The sequence below is a fragment of the Brevibacillus parabrevis genome (assembly GCF_003710905.1).
GTDB lineage: Bacteria > Bacillota > Bacilli > Brevibacillales > Brevibacillaceae > Brevibacillus > Brevibacillus parabrevis.
Genome location: NZ_RHHV01000010.1, coordinates 36,079 through 53,192, shown reverse-complemented (window position 1 = coordinate 53,192; position 17,114 = coordinate 36,079). Strand labels below are relative to the sequence as shown.

9 protein-coding genes are annotated in these 17,114 nt (G+C 56.5%); 1 reads left to right on the top strand and 8 read right to left on the bottom strand.

Annotated features, from left to right (window positions below; genetic code table 11):
• Nucleotides 1-199: 199 nt before the first annotated feature.
• From pyrH to EDM60_RS12870, 8 genes are all read right to left on the bottom strand, one after another.
• A complete protein-coding gene (pyrH, locus tag EDM60_RS12905) occupies nt 200-934 on the bottom strand; it encodes a UMP kinase (protein WP_122964343.1) in 735 nt (244 codons plus the stop codon).
• A 249-nt stretch (nt 935-1,183) separates the two neighbouring features.
• Complete coding sequence (locus EDM60_RS12900) at nt 1,184-1,702, bottom strand: ribonuclease FAU-1 family protein (protein ID WP_122964342.1); 519 nt, start codon at nt 1,700-1,702, stop codon at nt 1,184-1,186.
• Between the two features lie 107 nt (nt 1,703-1,809).
• Complete coding sequence (bcaP, locus tag EDM60_RS12895; RefSeq protein ID WP_122964341.1) at nt 1,810-3,216, bottom strand: branched-chain amino acid transporter BcaP; 1,407 nt, start codon at nt 3,214-3,216, stop codon at nt 1,810-1,812.
• A 110-nt stretch (nt 3,217-3,326) separates the two neighbouring features.
• Nucleotides 3,327-3,800, bottom strand: coding sequence for a DinB family protein (locus EDM60_RS12890; protein WP_122964340.1), 474 nt, complete (start codon nt 3,798-3,800; stop codon nt 3,327-3,329).
• Between the two features lie 170 nt (nt 3,801-3,970).
• A complete protein-coding gene (addA, locus tag EDM60_RS12885) occupies nt 3,971-7,783 on the bottom strand; it encodes a helicase-exonuclease AddAB subunit AddA (protein WP_122964339.1) in 3,813 nt (1,270 codons plus the stop codon).
• Nucleotides 7,752-11,249 (bottom strand): helicase-exonuclease AddAB subunit AddB, encoded by a 3,498-nt coding sequence (addB, locus tag EDM60_RS12880; protein WP_122964338.1) that lies wholly within the window; start codon nt 11,247-11,249, stop codon nt 7,752-7,754. Before addB ends, addA begins: the two co-directional genes overlap by 32 nt.
• 15 nt (nt 11,250-11,264) lie before the next feature.
• Entirely contained in the window at nt 11,265-14,915 is a 3,651-nt protein-coding gene (locus tag EDM60_RS12875) for an AAA family ATPase (RefSeq protein WP_122964337.1), read from the bottom strand.
• A complete protein-coding gene (locus EDM60_RS12870; protein WP_122964336.1) occupies nt 14,912-16,153 on the bottom strand; it encodes an exonuclease SbcCD subunit D in 1,242 nt (413 codons plus the stop codon). The genes EDM60_RS12875 and EDM60_RS12870 overlap by 4 nt, the downstream gene beginning before the upstream one ends.
• A 169-nt stretch (nt 16,154-16,322) precedes the next feature.
• Here EDM60_RS12870 and EDM60_RS12865 point away from each other — a divergent pair, with 169 nt between their 5' ends.
• Nucleotides 16,323-17,054, top strand: a complete 732-nt coding sequence (locus EDM60_RS12865; protein WP_122964335.1) for a hypothetical protein — start codon at nt 16,323-16,325, stop codon at nt 17,052-17,054.
• Nucleotides 17,055-17,114: the final 60 nt, after the last annotated feature.

The window sequence follows — 17,114 nt, the reverse complement described above, 5'->3', positions numbered from 1 at the left end:
AAGGGGGTCATTTCCGGTGCTTTCTTCTTCATCTGATAGTTCGCTAAGCTCAATTTTCAGTAGTAAAAAGTGCTTTTCTCCACGTCATCACCTTCCATGCTTCCTGTTCATTCGCAAAACAAAAGAAACTGCCTCACTAAAAAAAACCGCCCTTTTTTAAAAAGGAGCGGCCTTACTTCGTTTTGCCCTATATTGCCTATCACTTGTAAACGGCTCTGCCGTCTTTGCTGATAAACGTTCCGACCTGCTCTCCGCGACAGATTTGCGCCATCGCTCCAGGCTCGTTGAAATTGAAGACGTGCAGCGGCAAGCCGTAATCTCTCGCCAAAATCATCGCGGACTGGTCCATGACGCGCAGGTCTTCCCGGACTACCTCGTCAAACGATACTTCCACATATTGGCGTGCGGTCGCATCTTTGCGCGGATCGGCCGTGTACACGCCATCTACTCCATGCTTTGCCACCAGCAACGCATCTGCTTCCACCTCCAGGGCGCGTTGCACCGCTGGATAGTCTGTCGTCACGTACGGCTGACCGTTTCCGCCAGCAAAAATGATTACGTAGCCCTTTTCCAGATGATGCACGGCGCGCAGGCGGATATACGGTTCCGCGACCGCATTGATCGGCACAGCTGTCATGACCCGGACTTCCGTATTGACGCGAGCCTTTAACACCCCGCGAAGCATCAGGCTGTTGATCACGGTTGCCAACGTTCCGATGTTGTCTGCCTCGACCCGCTCGATCCCCCACTGGTCCGCCATGTTTCCCCGGAAAATGTTGCCGCCGCCAATGACGATTGCGACCTCGACGCCCATGTCCAGCAAAGAATAAATTTCCCCCGCGATATGCTCCAACTGAACCGGATCAAAACCAAACCCGTTCTCCTGCGCAACCGCTCCACCGCTCAATTTGACCAACACCCGCTTATACCTCATGGCGTCTCCTCCTCAATCCGCTTTTTCTTTTGCTTCCAAACAAGCGATAGCGATAGATGCCCTGCTCGCCTCCATCCCCTTTTACGGCTCAAAAAAAGAACGAAAGCAATGGCAGCCTTCGTTCTTCACAAAATACAGGGGAATTGGACTTGCTTGCTTTGCATTGGCATTGTCATTCGGATTCCCCCTCCTTCATCTTCATCGTAAAATGGTCTGGAACTCATCCTCATTTTATGCACGTCTTGCCCATTATGCAAAGAAATTCGGAAAATCAAAAGCATCTCGCTTACCAGCCAAAATATCCCGCAGGAGCTGATCGGCAACCTCGGTAGCGAAGCTGTGCTCGTCGCTGTCAATCACACCTTTTTGCAGCGCTTCATCCAGTTCATCCTGGTCGAGCAAATACACTTCGCCCTGCGGCAGCACCACAATGTCGAGGTAAAGATCGTCATACCAGATATGACCGCTCTCATCCTTGCCATGCGCCTTGCAGATGTCGATGTACCACTGGACGGTATTTCCCAGCTCGTCCATCATCTTCGTGACGGCATAAGGCTTTTCATGTGGAAAGTATTGCAGGTACACATACCCTCTGTCGCCTACGCACAGCAGCTTTTCCCCAACAGGCATGTAGGCAGGCTCCGTTACTTCGTCCAGAGTCAAACGAACAGCATACCCGGAAAAAGACAAAGCCTCTACCCACTTTTCCTGATAGCCCATTCGCTTGACGCGTCTCCATCCAGGTCGGTCTGCTCGTTTTCGCTTCATGGCCAGTGCTCCTCGTCATTTTGGTTCCTTTTACTCTACCACGAATTGGATGGTTTTGTCAGATGCAAACAAAGACATGTTCCCGCAAGAACATGCCTCATCTGTCGCTATTTGCCATCCCGCAAATGGCTGTGCCTGCGTCCGTACAAAAAATAGACGATCGCGCCAGCAATCAGCCAGGCGATGAAGCCGATTTTGGTAATAGACGGCAAGCTATACACCAAATAGCCGCAGAACAGCACTGCCAAAATCGGAACGAGCGGAACAAGCGGCGTGCGAAACGAGCGCCGCAATTCCGGATTCGTCCTCCGCAGCACAACCACACCGATGGAAACGAGAATAAACGCGAACAGCGTTCCGATGTTCGTCAGTTCAGCCAGCTTGTTAAGCGGCAACAATCCGCTGAAAATGGCGACGAGAATGCCGACGATGATTGTGCTTTTTTGCGGCACTTGCGTCTCTGGGTTCACCCGTGAAAACACAGCGGGCAACAAGCCGTCACGGCTCATGGCAAAAAATAGCCGGGTCTGCCCGTACATCATCACCAGCAGTACCGTCGTAATGCCGACAATCGCCCCGAGTGAAATGAAGCCAGCCACCCAGTCCTGCTTGACGTAATTCAAAGCAAAAGCTACCGGATTTTTCACGTTCAGCATGTCATAAGGCACGATGCCTGTCAGCGTCAGGGAGACGGCGATATAGAGCAAGGTGCACACCAGAAGCGAAGTAATGATTCCGATCGGCATGTCGCGCTGCGGGTTGCGCACTTCCTCGGCAGCCGTAGAAACTGCGTCGAATCCGATAAAAGCAAAGAAGACAGTAGCAGCGCCCGTCGCTACCCCGGCAAAGCCAAACGGCATGAACGGACTCCAGTTTTCCGGCTTGACGTAGCCGATCCCGACAATGAGAAACAGGAGAATGACCGCCACCTTGATCAGCACCATGACCGTGTTGAACTTGGCTGACTCTCGCGTCCCCTTCATAAGCAAAAGCGTAATGACAAAAATAATGACGACCGCTGGCAAATCGATGATCGTGCCTTTGGAAGTGTCGAATGCATTGGTCAAGGCTACAGGCAAATGAATGCCAAAACCGGCAAGCAGTCCTTGCGCATATCCCGACCAGCCGCTCGCCACCGCAGCCGAAGCTACCCCGTACTCCAAGATCAGGTCCCAGCCGATCATCCAGGCTACCAGTTCGCCAAAAGCCGTATAGCTGTAAGTATAGGCGCTCCCCGATACAGGAACCGTCGAGGCGAACTCGGCGTAGCACAAAGCGGCAAACACGCAGGCAAGCCCGGACAAGACAAAGGACAAGACCAGTGCAGGGCCAGCGTGCTCAGCCGCCGCCACTCCTGTAAGCACAAAAATGCCTGTACCGACAATCGCCCCGATGCCAAGCATGGTCAAATCAAACGCGCCCAGCGATTTTTTCAGCGCTCCATGCTTGCTCTCTACCTGCGCGAGCAAGCTTTCAATCGACTTTTTCCTCAATAACTGTTCTTTTAACGCCATATTGTGCGTACCTCCCGCCCGGACATTCCAGTTGCAATCGAAACAGTTGGAGTATGAGCAGGCAGGAGGAAAATTATGCATGCTTTCCCAAGCGGGATTGCGCTCAGCGCTTAGCCGTTGCTGCGCATAAGCCCTCTGCCGATGAAATTAGCAGAGACGGGAGGACGTCCAAGCTCTCTTGCCCAAACAGACAACTGCCCCATATGGTGAATTTCGTGAGCGATCACATGGCGCAAGATTTCACCTTTGACGTATTCCTCTGCGCTCCATTCCACACGCACAGGCTCCGTCTCGCTGGCTTGTGTCCAACTGTCCAGAAACTCGCGCAGCTCTTCTCGCCACTCGTCTGACAGCGCTTTGATTTGCCCAAGCGATTGATGCTCCTCGTAGGACAACTGGACATCGGGCTTCCCTTGTACACCGCGCAGCCAGCTGTACTCCACATCAGCTACATGAAACAGCGTGTACAGGATGCTCCCTGCTCCGCCGACTCTTTTTTGCAGCAATTCTTCGTCCGGCAGCTTGGCACACCATGCAAACCATTCATCCCGCACCAGCCAGTTGTAGGCAAACAGCTCTTTCATCCCCGATACCTCCCGCAAGAAAAGTTTCCATTTCACTCATATTAGCACATACGTTCGCATCTGTGCTATCGGTAACGGATAAGCCTGCAAAAAAGCACCGCTTTCGACTGAAAACGGTGCTTTTCCTTTGAACCTCTGAGCCTTTGAGCCTCTGGTCCTTCATCCTGCGGCTAAGTAAAACGGATCGAGTAGCCTCCTGACAGCAAATACAGATGGCTTTCCACTTCCCGGGAAGGGTTGATAATTTGTTTGATCGCCCGAATGTAGAGACTGATTTGCCCATTGTATCTTCGTTTCATTTCTTCCATCGCGTTCGCTGAAGCTTCCTTCGCCATCCAGTCTGTCTTGAAGTCGATCAAAACAAGACCGCCGTCCTCTTCCTCCAACAGACAGTCGATCACCCCTTGGACGATGATTCTCTCAGCAGCAGCTTCGGCAAGCTGTGGCTCTACCTCATGGGCTGGAAGCGCCAAGGTAAATGGCAGCTCGCGGTGGACAGCCTTGGCCGCTTTCATGCGCTGTCCAAGCGGATCGGCAAAAAATCGGGCAATCTGGGCAACGTCTACCGCCTGTACCTGCTCCTCCGTCAAAAAGCGGCGCGCCGCCAGCTCCGCGACTTGCTCGCGAATATCCGCCTCATCCAGCGCTCGCTGCAAGTCAAGATGCTGGAAGACCAGGTGCGTGATCGTCCCTTTTTCAGCCGCCGTCAAACGATTCGACTTTTGTTCAGCCAAAAACTTCGGCTTTTCCGTAATGGAAGGCAAGGCGAACGGCTGACCATTTTTCGTGACCTTGGCCATCCGCGTAAGCTCGCTGACGCTCCACTTGGCTGCTACTCCGGGAGTGACCGGGTGCGGGTCAGACCAGCCGAGCCTGGACTGTACCAACTCTCGCAACGCTTCGTCGCGAGGCCGCTCCGCGATTGCTTCCCGTCTCGTCACTCGCTCCCACAAGTTCATGTCGTCGCTGGCAGCTTCCTGTTGTGCCTTTAGCTCGTCTGCCTGGTAAAAATGAAAAGACCAGTCGGAGTCGTCGATAATCGTTCTGACCCGTACTGCTTCTCCTGCTCCTTGCGTCTGCGGATAAGCGCGCAAGTCTCCCGCTGACGGATGCCGCAGCAAGGCACGGCCGACCCAGTCAAAATATCCTTTGGCCTGGATCAAATCTTCATCGCTGAGCCGCTCCCCGTCGCCTTGCCTGCCCCAATCCGTCACGCTTTTGGCCAAGTCTTTCGCCGAGCCGACGAGAATCAGCTTTTCGCGGGCGCGCGTCAAAGCGACGTACAGCACGCGCATTTCTTCCGCGAGCATATCCCGGCGCAGTTGCTGGCGAATACCCAATGCCGAGATGCTCGGGTAGCGAAGCTGCATGGACGGCTCTACGGCCATCGGGCCAAAGCCCAAGTCCTTGTGCAGCAAAAAGGCGCTTTTCAAATCCATCGTGTTGAACTGCTTGCCCATGCCTGCCACGAACACGACAGGGAACTCCAGCCCTTTGCTCTTATGGATCGTCATGATCCGCACGACATCCTCGTTTTCTCCGATCGTGCGCGCCTCGCCCATGTCATTGCCTGCTTCCTGAAGCCTGTCCACGAAGCGCAAAAAGCGGAACAAGCCGCGATAAGAGCCCGCTTCGTACTGGCGTGCCCGATCGTAAAGCGCACGCAAATTGGCCTGCCGCTGCTGCCCGTTTTCCAGCGCTGCCACATAGTCGAGGTAGCCTGTCTCGCGATACAAGACGGACAACAGCTCGGACAGCGCCCCTCTGCGGGCATGCGTCCGCCAGCCTTCCAGCTTGTAGAAAAAGTGGCGCAGCCGTTTTTCCCACGCTTCTTGCGCCGCCCGCTCCTCTGCATACTGAATGACAGCCAGGTGAAACGGCCCCGTTGGATACTCGATGCGGATGTGCGCAAGCTGTTCCTCGCGCAGGCCGACAATCGGCGAACGCAAAACGGCCGCGAGCGGAATGTCCTGCAAAGGATTGTCAATCACGCGCAGAAGCGACAGCATCGTCTCTACTTCTGTCGCAGCGAAATACCCTGCCGTCTGTTCGGCGTAGACAGGAATCCCCGCAGCGTGCAACTCGTCCTGCATCGTCTGCCCCCAGCCAGAGGTCGCACGCAGCAGGATGACGATATCCCGGTACGCAAGCGGACGCATTCCGCCTGCTTTTTTATCAAAGACAAGCAGGGGAGACTCTCCCTCTCCCGGTTCCATCCAGCGGCGAATGCGGCTGGCGATCAGCCGCGCCTCCAGTTGGGCGACGCTCGCTTCTTCCACCGTCTCACCCGCCGTGTCGGGAACGCCTGCCGTCTCGCCCTCATCGCTCGCCTCTGCCGACCACGTCTGTCCCTGCTCTGGCTCGGCCGCGCTGCGATTGATCAGATGCACTTCCGCCTGCAGCCTGCCTGGCTCCGCTTCGGGATACGATGCGCGGTTGATCAGCTCGGCTGACTGATCGTAGTCAATCTCCCCGACGCCCGGAGACATGATTTGCCGAAACAAAAAGTTGACCGCATCGACAACCTCGCGTCTGCTCCGGAAGTTGGCTGCCAGATCGATTCGTCGTCCCGGATCGGCTTCGCCTGCTTGACGGTAAGTCAAATACTTTTCCAGAAACAGCTTCGGCTCAGCCAAGCGAAAGCGGTAAATGCTCTGCTTGACATCACCTACCATAAAGCGATTTGCCACAGACTCGTTTGTTCCGTCGCGCGAAACCATGCGCAAGATCGTTTCCTGCACGAGATTGATATCCTGATATTCGTCGACGAGCACTTCCGCGAACTGATCGCGCAGCTGCTCGGATATGGAAGAAGCAACAAGCTCACCAGCGTCATCGGTCGTCATTAAAATGCTCAAGGCAAGATGCTCCAGATCGCCGAAGTCCACCAAGCCGCGCGAGCGCTTTTCCATTTGGAAAGCGTCGGAAAACTCGGTAACGAGTCGCGCCAGCGTCTTCATGTGCGGAGCAATCCGCTGCAAATCGGCAGCATACTGCTCGGCTGTCATCGAAAAATACTGCTCGATCAGCTCGGAAAGCTCCTTTTTCACGCCGTTGCGCAGCCCCTGAACCTGCTCCTTCGTATCCGGGTCCGTTCCCTTCACGGGTGGCAGCTTGGCAAACGTCACCCCGCAAACAGCCTGGCTCGCTGCTTCCCAGCCTTGCTTGCACGAAGCCGCAGCTTCTCTTAGCGCCTGAGCCTCCGCCTGCAAAAGCGGCAAGTACGCCGCCGGACCTTCTGGCGACGCCGCCAGTTCCTGCGCCCTGCTCATTTTCCCCGCCATGCCGACGAGTTGCAGCTGCACAGATTGCAGCACGCTGTTGGCCCAGACTAGCCCGTCCAGCCCTTTTCCTGGCGGGATGTCAAACATAGCGGCTGCCTCGGCAAGCCATTGCTCGGGGGAAGGATGGCTGCGGGAAAACTCGTACAATCGCAACAGCAGCACAGCCAGTGACTGATCGTCCTGCCCGTCCAGCATGATATCTGCCAGCGCGTGAAAATCCGGGTCGGTTTCATACCAGTTCTCCAGCTGTTCCTCCAGAACGTCTTGCCGGAGCAGCTCGCCTTCCATCTGGTCGGCGATGCGAAAATCCGGGTCAAGCTCAAGCAAATAGTAATACTGCCGCAGAATGCCAAGGCAAAAGGAGTGCAGCGTCGTAATCGTGGCCCGCTGCAAGAGCGCCAGCTGTCTGCGCAAATGCGCGGAATGCGGCTGCTCCTTGAGCGCCTTTTGCAGCGCATCGCCAATCCGGTGACGCATCTCGGCCGCCGCAGCATTGGTAAAAGTCACAACCAAAAGCTGGTCGACGCCGACAGGGTCGTGCTCATCCATGATGCGCCGGATAATCCGCTCGACCAGCACGGACGTCTTCCCCGAGCCTGCCGCCGCCGCGACGAGCAGATTGCTCCCGCGCTGAATGATCGCTTGCCATTGTTCGTCCGTCCACTGCTCAGGCTTGGCCTGCATCGCTTGCTCCGCCATCCGTGGCATCCCCCTCTCCCGTCAGTTGCTGTTCGGCCAGCATGCTCCAGATTTGTTTGTTGTTCCATTTGGACAGCTGCCTGTGCTCATTGCCGCCCGTCTCCCCGTCAAACTGGCACACAGGCTTGTACGAACAGTAATCGCACGCCGTCATCGTCCCGTTGGAATAAGGCTGGATTTGTATTTCCCCGTCCGTCATCCGCGTGCTGATTTGCTTCACCGTATCGCGCACGTATGTCGTCAATGCCTGGAATTGCTCGGCTGTAGCCACAGAAGAACGCGAAGAAAGCGTCCCGTCTTTTTTCAGTTCAAAAGGAACCAACTCGGACGGGCCTTGCTCGACATATCCGTCCATCATCCTGGCCAGCTCCGGATCAGCCAGCATCAGCCCTTTCATGCGCAAACGCTTGGCCCGCTCCTTGGCTGCTTCGTCGGCTGTCAGCAACCGCTTCGCCGTTACAAACGGGTCCGCCACCTGGTAGTAGAAGACGCCGCCCATCTCCGCCTTTTTGCCCAGCCATGCCTCTGCATTTTCCACGACGACATCCAGGTAGACGAGCAGTTGCAAGTTCAGCCCGTTCCACACGTCTGAAAGCGATAGCTGCTTGGGACTTGATTTGTAGTCGATGACGCGCAAATACGGAACCTCACTGTCCAGCGACTGGTCCACACGGTCGATGCGTCCGATCAACTGCAACTCCACGCCGTTATCAAGCGTCAGCACCAAGCCTGGCAAATCCGAACCCGGCCCGAAGGAAACTTCCAGCCCTACCGGAGCAAAACGGCTGCGCTTCGCATGCTCCCCGAGCACGTAAATGGCGCGGCCGACCGCTCGCATCAGCTTGCCGGACAAATAGCGATAGCGAGCTGTCCGGGTGAGGATGCTGCTTCTCGTCTGCGGCACCAGCTCAGACACGACTTCGCTGGCCAGCTGCATGCTGTGATCTTCCGTCAGCCTGCTCCACTCCAGATTTTCCTGATTCATTTTTTCCACGGCGCGTTTGAGCGAGGCGTGGAACAATTCCCCTACATCGAACCGCTCCAGCTTGTACATCGTCCGTTCGGACAGCCGCAAGCCGTGCGAGGAAAAGTGGGAAAACGGACACGCCTGAAAGCGTTCCAGACGCGACACGCTCATTTTCAACTGCTTTCCGTACAAAGTCGCGCTCGTCTGCCTGTCCAGCTCTTCCGGGAGATTGCGGTAGCGCAAGCCGCCCAGCAGCCATTTTTCCCGCAGCTCCTCTGTCGAGGAACGAAGGTACCAGTCGTACACTTCCCACCAGAAGACAGGCAGCTCGCCCGTCTTTTTCATCGAGCGCAAAAGGGTAAGCAGGTGGCGAAACACCCTTCTCGGCTGCCCAAGCAAAAAGGCGTCTGTATCCGCTTCGCCAGTCGGCTCATTGTAAAACACTTCGTGCGACAAACCCGGCAGCACTTCCCTGATGCGCGAGAACACCGCGGACGGCAATAGTGCCTTGCCCTCTTCATCGGCCAGGGCACAGCTCATCGTCAGCCGCTCGGACGGCCGCGTCATCGCCTGGTACAAAAGATACGGCTCTGCCATCAGCTTTTGCTTGGCACTTGGCGCAAGCGATTGTCCCATTTCTGCCAGCCGTTCGCGCTCAGCTTCATCCAAAATGCCTTCTTCTTTCGGGCGCAAAGGAATAATCCCTTCATTCACTCCGAGAATAAACAGCGCCTTGACGTCAGGCTGGCGGGAACGCTCCATGGCCCCGACCAGCACTTGATCCAGCGCGGGCGGTACAAGTCCAAGCTCAATCGACTCCAGTCCGCTGTCGAGGACACGCGCATAAGTAGCCAAATCCATGCTTTCGTCGCCCATGACCTCTACGACTTGATCCATCAGCTCGACAAGCCCGGTCCACACCTGACCATGCACCTGCGCCGCATCGAGATCGCCCTCTTTTTCAGCTTTTCGCTGCCAATATTCCAGCTTGTTTGGCACATCGAGAGCGATCAGCAAGTTGTACAGGGCAAGCGTCATGTCCCGAACGCTTTTGCCCGTGGCCTGCTTCATCTCCCGTTCAAAGGCAAGCAGCGGAGCAGCGTACTTGCGCCTCAGCTCATCAGCCTGCGCATCTTCCGCAGCCCCGGCTTGTCCGCGAAAACGCCACGCAGACTCCTCCGCCCATTGGTAGCCGAATACGCCGTGTGCCAGCACATAGTTTTCCAATCGGTCGATTTCCTTGCGAGCCGTGCGTTCGTCCGTAATGTCCATTACGAGCAAGTCTGTTTTCAAACAGCGAAAAACCGCGTCATACCGCCATTTCGTTGTGACGACCTCCAAAGCCGACCGCACAAGCTCCACCAACGGATGATTCATCACTGTACGCTTCTTGTCCAAAAAGTGCGGGATGCCGTAGTCGGTAAATACAGCCGAGATTTCATCGGCATACGTGCCGATTTCCCGCAGCAAGATCGCCATGTCTCTCCAGCGGTATCCTTCTTCCCTGGCAAGCGCGACAATTTTCAGCGCGACGGCTTCCACTTCGGCCCGCCTGTTCACGGCAGAGAGCAGAGCTACCTCATCCGTGCGCCCAGCCTCACCGACAGGCGGCGGCGCTCCCCATTGGAAATAAGCCTGCTCAAGCTGGCGCAGCCACGGACTGGTCACAAAGCGCCTTGTCTCGTTCAAAAGCAGCGGTTTGGCGATGGAAACGCCCGCTTCTCGCGCCATAAGCGACAGCGCCTGATACGTGCGCAACGTCGGATGGAACAATCCAAGCTCATCGACAGAAGCATCCCGTTCGTCCGGGTCCAACGTCAGGGCAATCGTCACCTGTCTGGCATGCAGCATCAGTTGCTCGATGACTCTCAACTCCTGGTTGGTAAAGCCGGTGAAGCCGTCGATAAAAATTTCTGCTTGTCGGATGTACGCGGAGTCAGGCACCATGACCGCTACCCGGTTCAAAATATCGTCCGCATCGCAGTAGCCCTCTGCCATGTATCCTTCATAGGCGTTCATGATCAGCCGCAAGTCGCTTATTTTTTGATTGAGGTTCGCTCCCCCCCAATCCACATTTTCCGATTGGGTAAAAGAAACGCCATACGACTTGCACTCGCTGATCAGACGGCCGAGCTGGGAGGCGAAGCCCGGCTGCATCGCAGACCGCCCGAATACTTGCAGCTCCTCTTTATGCCGCTCCAAAAGCATGCGCAGCACCATGTGCTTTCCGAGATCGTCAACCGCTACCGTCGTTAAATCCCCTAGTTCTTGTAGCAGCCGATGAGCCAGCCGTCCGAAGCTCAAAACTTGCGAGCCAATCACGCCACTCAGCCCGGGCAAGGTGGCGAGGGCGTATTCTTCCTGAAAGCTGGCCTGTTCCGGCACAAGCAAAATCATCGGCGTACCCAGCGGCTGTTCACGCAGTCGCTGTTGCATCTGCTGACGAATCGCTTCTGTCTTGCCCGTTCCTGCCCGTCCCAGTATGAATTGGACTGCCATGTTGTTTCCCCTTCCCTACTCCATTTCCAGCAGCAGCTTGCTGCCTTTGCCCATCGGCTCTGCCGGAGTCACTACCAGACGGCGCGGCATGCGCACACGTATTTCCGGAACGTGACTGATGACGCCAATCGTAAAATCGTCCATGCGCAGCCGCTCAAGCGCATCCATGACGACCTCCAGCAGTTCAGGATCGAGCGTTCCAAAGCCTTCGTCCAAAAAGAAAAATTCCAGTCTGCCGCCGCGCATCTGAATCTCCATCGACAAGGCTAACGCCAGCGACAGCGAGGTCAGGAACGTTTCTCCGCCGGACAAGGTGCTGACTGGACGGCGCATACCGCCTGCGCCCTCGTCGCGCAGGACAAACTCTCCCTCGTCGCCGATTTCCAATCCGTAGCGATTGGCCGTCATCCGCTTCAGATGGTAGGAAGCATCTCTCGCAATCGTCACCAGCTTTTCCTCGGCAATGAACTGGACAAACGCCTTGGCTTCAAACAGCTTTTTCAGTTCTTCCAGACGGCTTTGCTCATCTTGCTGCTCGACAATTTGCTGGTGCAGCTCCTGCCACTTGCTATGGTTTTTTTCCATGCGATCGACGTGCTCTTTCGCTACGGCGACTTGCTTTTGCGCCTCGGCAAAAGACTGCTCCCATGTGCCCCACGCCTCTTTGGCAGCGAGCAGTTCTTCCGTGCTGACCGTGCGCCCTGCAATGGCTTGCAGCAGCCTGTCTTCCTCGTAACGCAGCTGTGTCAAAGCACGCGTATACGCTTCGACCTGCTCCCTTGCTTGGGGCAATTGCCCGCGCTCTGCGTACCTTTCTTGTACCCGTTCCACGTTGGCGAAGCCCGTCTCCTGCAACCCTTGATACAAAGCCTCGTGCGCCTCTGACCGCTGTCTCGTCAAGACAGCCAGCGCCTCGGAATGCTTGACCAAATCGTTTTGAACCAATTGTCTTGCCTCGGCAGCCGTTTTTCGTTTGTCTTCTGCCTGTGCCAACGCTTGACGCAAAAGCGACAGCGCCTGCTCCGTCCGAGCCAGCCCTTCGCTCGCGGGAGTGCCGCCTGTCCGCTCCAGCCACTGGGCGTGCTTTTGCTCCCACATGCGCTTCCTGTCTGCCAGGCGTTCTCCGAGAGCAGCTTCACGGTTTTTCCAGTCGGCTCTGCGAGTCTTGGCTGTCTCCACCTGTGTCAAAAGCTGGCTCTTCAGCGCTTCCTGCTCGGCACGCGTGCGCTGCAACTGTGCCAGCAGCCGATCCAGACGGCCGATTTCCTCATACTGCTGGTCAATGTCCTCAACAGGAACGTCTTGGCGCACCTCATTCAGCGCTTGCCATGCCTGGTTGGCAGCTTGCTGCACCACAGCAAGGCGGGCTTGTATTTCCGCTGCTGACTGCTGCGCCTGTTCGAGCAACAGCGCGCTTTTTTCCATTTGCCGCTTCTTGTCGGCCTCTGCCTCGCGGAGCACTTCCAGCTGCTTTTGCTGCTGCTCCCGCTCGGCTTTTGCCTGTTCCCGTTCGGCATGCTTGGCTGCCAACGCTTTTTCCTCGCGCTGGTACACACTGATCAGCTCTTCAAAAGTGTCGACTGTCCAAGGCTGTCCATGCCCGTGACACTCCGCCTTGATGGCGGTTAGCCGCGCCGCCAGCTCTTTGTGCTCTGCCTGTATCGCGGCAAGCCGCTCCTCGACGGCTGCCAACGCCCCTTTGGCAACGACCCACGCTTCTTTGTCTCCGGCTGCTTTCTGTTCGGCAGCCTTCCCTGCTTCCTCTGCGGCTTTGATGCGTGTACGAAGCTCATCGCCAGCGACTTTGGCTTCCCCGTCCGCCAATTGGTCCTGATGATCCAGCGAATGGTGCACGGAGCCACACACTGGGCATTCTTTGCCCTGTTCCAGACGCTCTCGCAAATAGCGCGCCATGTTTTCCTGCTGCCACTGCTCCCACGCCTGCCTAAGCTCCTCCCGCTCGGTCTGGCGCGCAAGAACAATCGCCTCGCTCGATTGAGCGGCCAGCGCCAACTCTTGGCAGCGCTTTTGCACCTGTATGTGCTCCTGCTCGATCTTTTGCCGCTTTTCCTGCCAGCCTTCCACAGCCTGCAAACCTTCCCGCCATTGGCGGCCGATCTGCTTCATTTCGCCCAGCACATTGCGGGACTGCTCCCACTCTGCATCGCTCATGACCGGCTTGTCCGCTGCTTTCGCCATCTGCTCCTTGTGCGCTGCCAGGTGGCTCTCTGCCTGCTCCCAGTCGCGCTTATCCGCAGCGGCCTTTTCGGTCAACACCTGCAAACGCTGCACAAGCGTCTTCTGCTCTGCTTCTTGCTCACGCAGCTTCGCTTGCTCCCGTTCCCACTGCTGTTTCGCTTCTCTCGCCTGCGTGATCCGATCTCGCCACTCCGGAGCAACCATGGCCTTTTGGCTTGTTTCCTCCAGCCTGTTCCACTCCTGTTGCCAGTTCTCCAAGGCCGCTTCGTCTTGCTGTAGCTGCTGTTCTGTTTGCAAAAAGCCACGCGAGACTTCCTGCCACTCCCGCTCCAAAGCGGTCTGTTCCTCGCGAATCGCTTTTAGCTCGGCTTCCCATTCCTGCGCTTGCACCAGTCTGCCTTTTTGCTCGATCAACTGCGGTTCCTGAGCGGCCAGCTCCGCCTGAGCCTGCGCATATTGAGCTTCTGCCTCTTCCAGAGCAAGCCGCGCCGCTTCCTGTTGTCCGCGGCTTTGTTCCAATGCCTGCCCGGTCTTGACCCACTCTTGGTCGAGCCGCTCGTATTGCTGCACCAGCGGCCACAAGCGGATGCTCGCCTCCCACTCGCCCATTCGCGAAGTCAAAGCAGCCATTTCCGCTTCCTTTGCCGTCTGCTGTTGCAACTGCTGCTGAACGCCCGCAAGCTCTGCCTGCCACTGGTGCAGCTGTTCCAGCTCCTTGAGCTTGCCCGTCAGCTCCTGCTTTTGCTCCGTAAATTCCCGCTCGATGCTGGCTGCCTCTGCGAAAGTTTGTCTCGCCTGCTCCAAAGCCTCTGGCCCCGCATCTCCCAAAGCCGCTGTCGCAAGCTGTAACTGATGCATTTGCTCTTTTACCTGATCAAGGGCGTACCGTACCCGTTCGCTCAGCTTTTCCCCGTAAATATGCAGCCGGAACATCCGTTGCAGCATTTCGTTGCGCTCGCTGCCTTTCAATGTCAGGAATCGCGAAAATTGCCCCTGCGGCAACACAACGGCACGGGTAAAGTCTTGCAGCGTCAAGCCAATCAAGTCCTCCACCGCCGCAGTGGCAGCCGTCGCCTTCGACTCCAGCACAACGTCCGGCTCTCCGGTCAAAGCGCCTGACTGAATCAGCCGCACTTCCGGCTGTCGCTTGTTTCCCTTTTTATCCAGGCCAAATTCCCGCTCGATCGTATATCGCTTGCGCTCATCCCCTGTGCCCAGCTCGAAAGTAAAAGAAACGAAGACGCGCTGCTCCAACTGGTTCAGCACTTCTTTCGGATGATTTCCTCCGCCCAGACGAACGACCTGACCGTAAAGCGCCAGTGTAATCGCATCGAGGATCGTCGATTTTCCGCTTCCCGTCGGCCCGAAAATCCCAAACAATCCCGCCTGGCACAAAATTTCGAAGTCAACCTCCTGCATTTCTCGATAGCTGTGCATTCCCGCCAACTTCAATCGTATCGGTCTCACGCTTCTTCCTCCTCTCCTCCGGTTTCTTGGAGCAAACGCTGAAACAAGGCAACAAGCCGATCGTCCGGGGCCGCTCCCCGCTTGCGCTCATAAAATCGCCGGAACAGCTGATCCGCTGTCAGCTCGGTCAACTCCACCCGTTGCGCCTCTTCTTCCTCGCGCTGCTCGCGTACGACGACCCGCTGGATTTTCAAAAAGTCATCCGATAGCTTGCGCACACGCTGGAACTCGGCAGGGTCGATGACATCCGAAACATGCAGCTCCAGATCAATCCAAGAGCCTGCATCCCGCCCTTCTGCCAGCCAGCGCTCGACCTGGGCGATTCCTTCCGTCGCCTTCCAGCGAGCCAACGGTCGACCGCTCGTCAAGTAAATGATCTCTTCTTGCACCGACTGCCCCGGCTGCACCTCGACCAGTACGACCGCCTTGCTCTGTCCCGCTTCGGAAAAGCTGTAGGAAAGCGGCGAGCCACTGTAGCGAACGAGCGGCTTGTCACTGAGCTTTTGCAGCCGATGCAGGTGACCGAGCGCCACGTAATCGGCGTTTTTCGGGAACGCCTGCGGCGACACCGTCAAGGCGCCGCCTATCTGAATCGGCCGTTCCGAATCTGTCTCCATGCCGCCCATGACAAACAAGTGACTGGTGACGAGATTCACCGTATCTTCGCGAAAATGCACGGACAAATCCGCAAACAACTGGGCAATCCGCTCGGAAAAGGCGAGCTGCATCTGCTCCTGGGTAAAGCTCTCGCTGAGCAACTCCTTCAAGCGCGACTCCGATGGATAAGGCAGCGCAAGCACTACGGCATGGTGCTCGCAGCCGGGTACCTTCAACTCCAGCCAGGAAGGCCCGCCCTGAACGATCTGCACGCGATCCGCCGACACTTCCTGGGCGATCAACGGCGCTTCCTTCGGCAAGCCGAGCAAGACAATCCCTTGCTTCGTAGCGAGCGGTGCTGCTGCCCTGACCCGTTCCGGCTGATCGTGATTGCCCGCAATCACAACGACACCTCTCCGCCCTTCCGCGGACAACCGTTCCAGCGCTTCGTAAAACAGCTCCTCTGCCCATGCCGGAGGGTTAACCGAATCGTACACATCGCCTGCCACCAGTACCAAATCGACTTCGCGTTCCTCCGCAATCCGGCAAAGCTCGTCCACAAACGCCGTCTGCTCCACGCGTCGGTCCCGGCCTTCGAGCTGGCGGCCGAAATGCCAGTCTGCCGTATGTAAAATGCGCATGACTTCCATCCTTTCCTCACGATCATGTGTTTGCTTTTCATTGTAACAAAAGACAGCGCTGTTCGTGATTGAAATTTACGGTACTTCCCGGTTACTTTTGCGCGTTCTCGACGTCTTTTTACTAGAATCACCTATTCCCTGGTACATGAAAGAAAGGAGCACGCTTATTTTGTGGACGCGCCGCCTGTTGTTTTTCGCCTTGGTCGCACTTGTTTTGCCTAACTTTGTACACGCTGCTACTCCCCAATCTGCCAAACCCGCCACTCCCAACCCGGAGCAGGTCATCGGCTGGATCAATGCGAGCGCAAAAAATCTTGTCGCCTTGCCAAATTTTGATTTTCAACTGGCGAATCTGGACGATGACGCGGATTGGGAGATCGTCGCCAAACAAAATTCTACGGTACACCTCGGAACGTTTTACATCCTCGATCAAAAAGCGGATCGCACCTATTCGCTCGTCGCGGAAAAACCGTGGAACGTCCCGCACCTGCAACTGGAACGATGGGACTTTTCCAGCGAACGCAACCACCCGCAGCTTGATCCGCACGCTTCAGACGACCCTGCGGAAGTGGCGGGAAAACGCTTGTTTGAAACGGTTGACCATACAGGCGGAACCGGAATATCTGCCTATGAAGCCCATCTCTGGTACATGGAAAAAGGCAAGCTGGTCGAAGCCTGGAGCGGTGTTTTGAAGCAAACCTCATCCGTGCCAGGCGGTCAACTTTTCCAGACGCTTGGCAACTACCAGCTGTTTACTGACGACGAGCAGCACCCTGCACTCTACTATTGGACGACGGAACAGGAGCTTGACCCGGATACAGGCAGCCCGCTCTCTGGCAAATCGTCAACCAAGCTGCAAGTATACCGCTTTGAAAACGGCGCATTCACTCTCGCGCCCTGACGCTTTTCGCCACAGATGCACAAAGCCGCACTCCCTGTCGATCAAAGGGAATGCGGCTCT

What these genes read in the sequence shown, in the direction of transcription:
- pyrH (WP_122964343.1), bottom strand. Translation starts at nt 934, where the DNA reads ATGAGGTATAAGCGGGTGTTGGTCAAATTGAGCGGTGGAGCGGTTGCG.
- EDM60_RS12900 (WP_122964342.1), bottom strand. Translation starts at nt 1,702, where the DNA reads ATGAAGCGAAAACGAGCAGACCGACCTGGATGGAGACGCGTCAAGCGA.
- bcaP (WP_122964341.1), bottom strand. Translation starts at nt 3,216, where the DNA reads ATGGCGTTAAAAGAACAGTTATTGAGGAAAAAGTCGATTGAAAGCTTG.
- EDM60_RS12890 (WP_122964340.1), bottom strand. Translation starts at nt 3,800, where the DNA reads ATGAAAGAGCTGTTTGCCTACAACTGGCTGGTGCGGGATGAATGGTTT.
- addA (WP_122964339.1), bottom strand. Translation starts at nt 7,783, where the DNA reads ATGGCGGAGCAAGCGATGCAGGCCAAGCCTGAGCAGTGGACGGACGAA.
- addB (WP_122964338.1), bottom strand. Translation starts at nt 11,249, where the DNA reads ATGGCAGTCCAATTCATACTGGGACGGGCAGGAACGGGCAAGACAGAA.
- EDM60_RS12870 (WP_122964336.1), bottom strand. Translation starts at nt 16,153, where the DNA reads ATGCGCATTTTACATACGGCAGACTGGCATTTCGGCCGCCAGCTCGAA.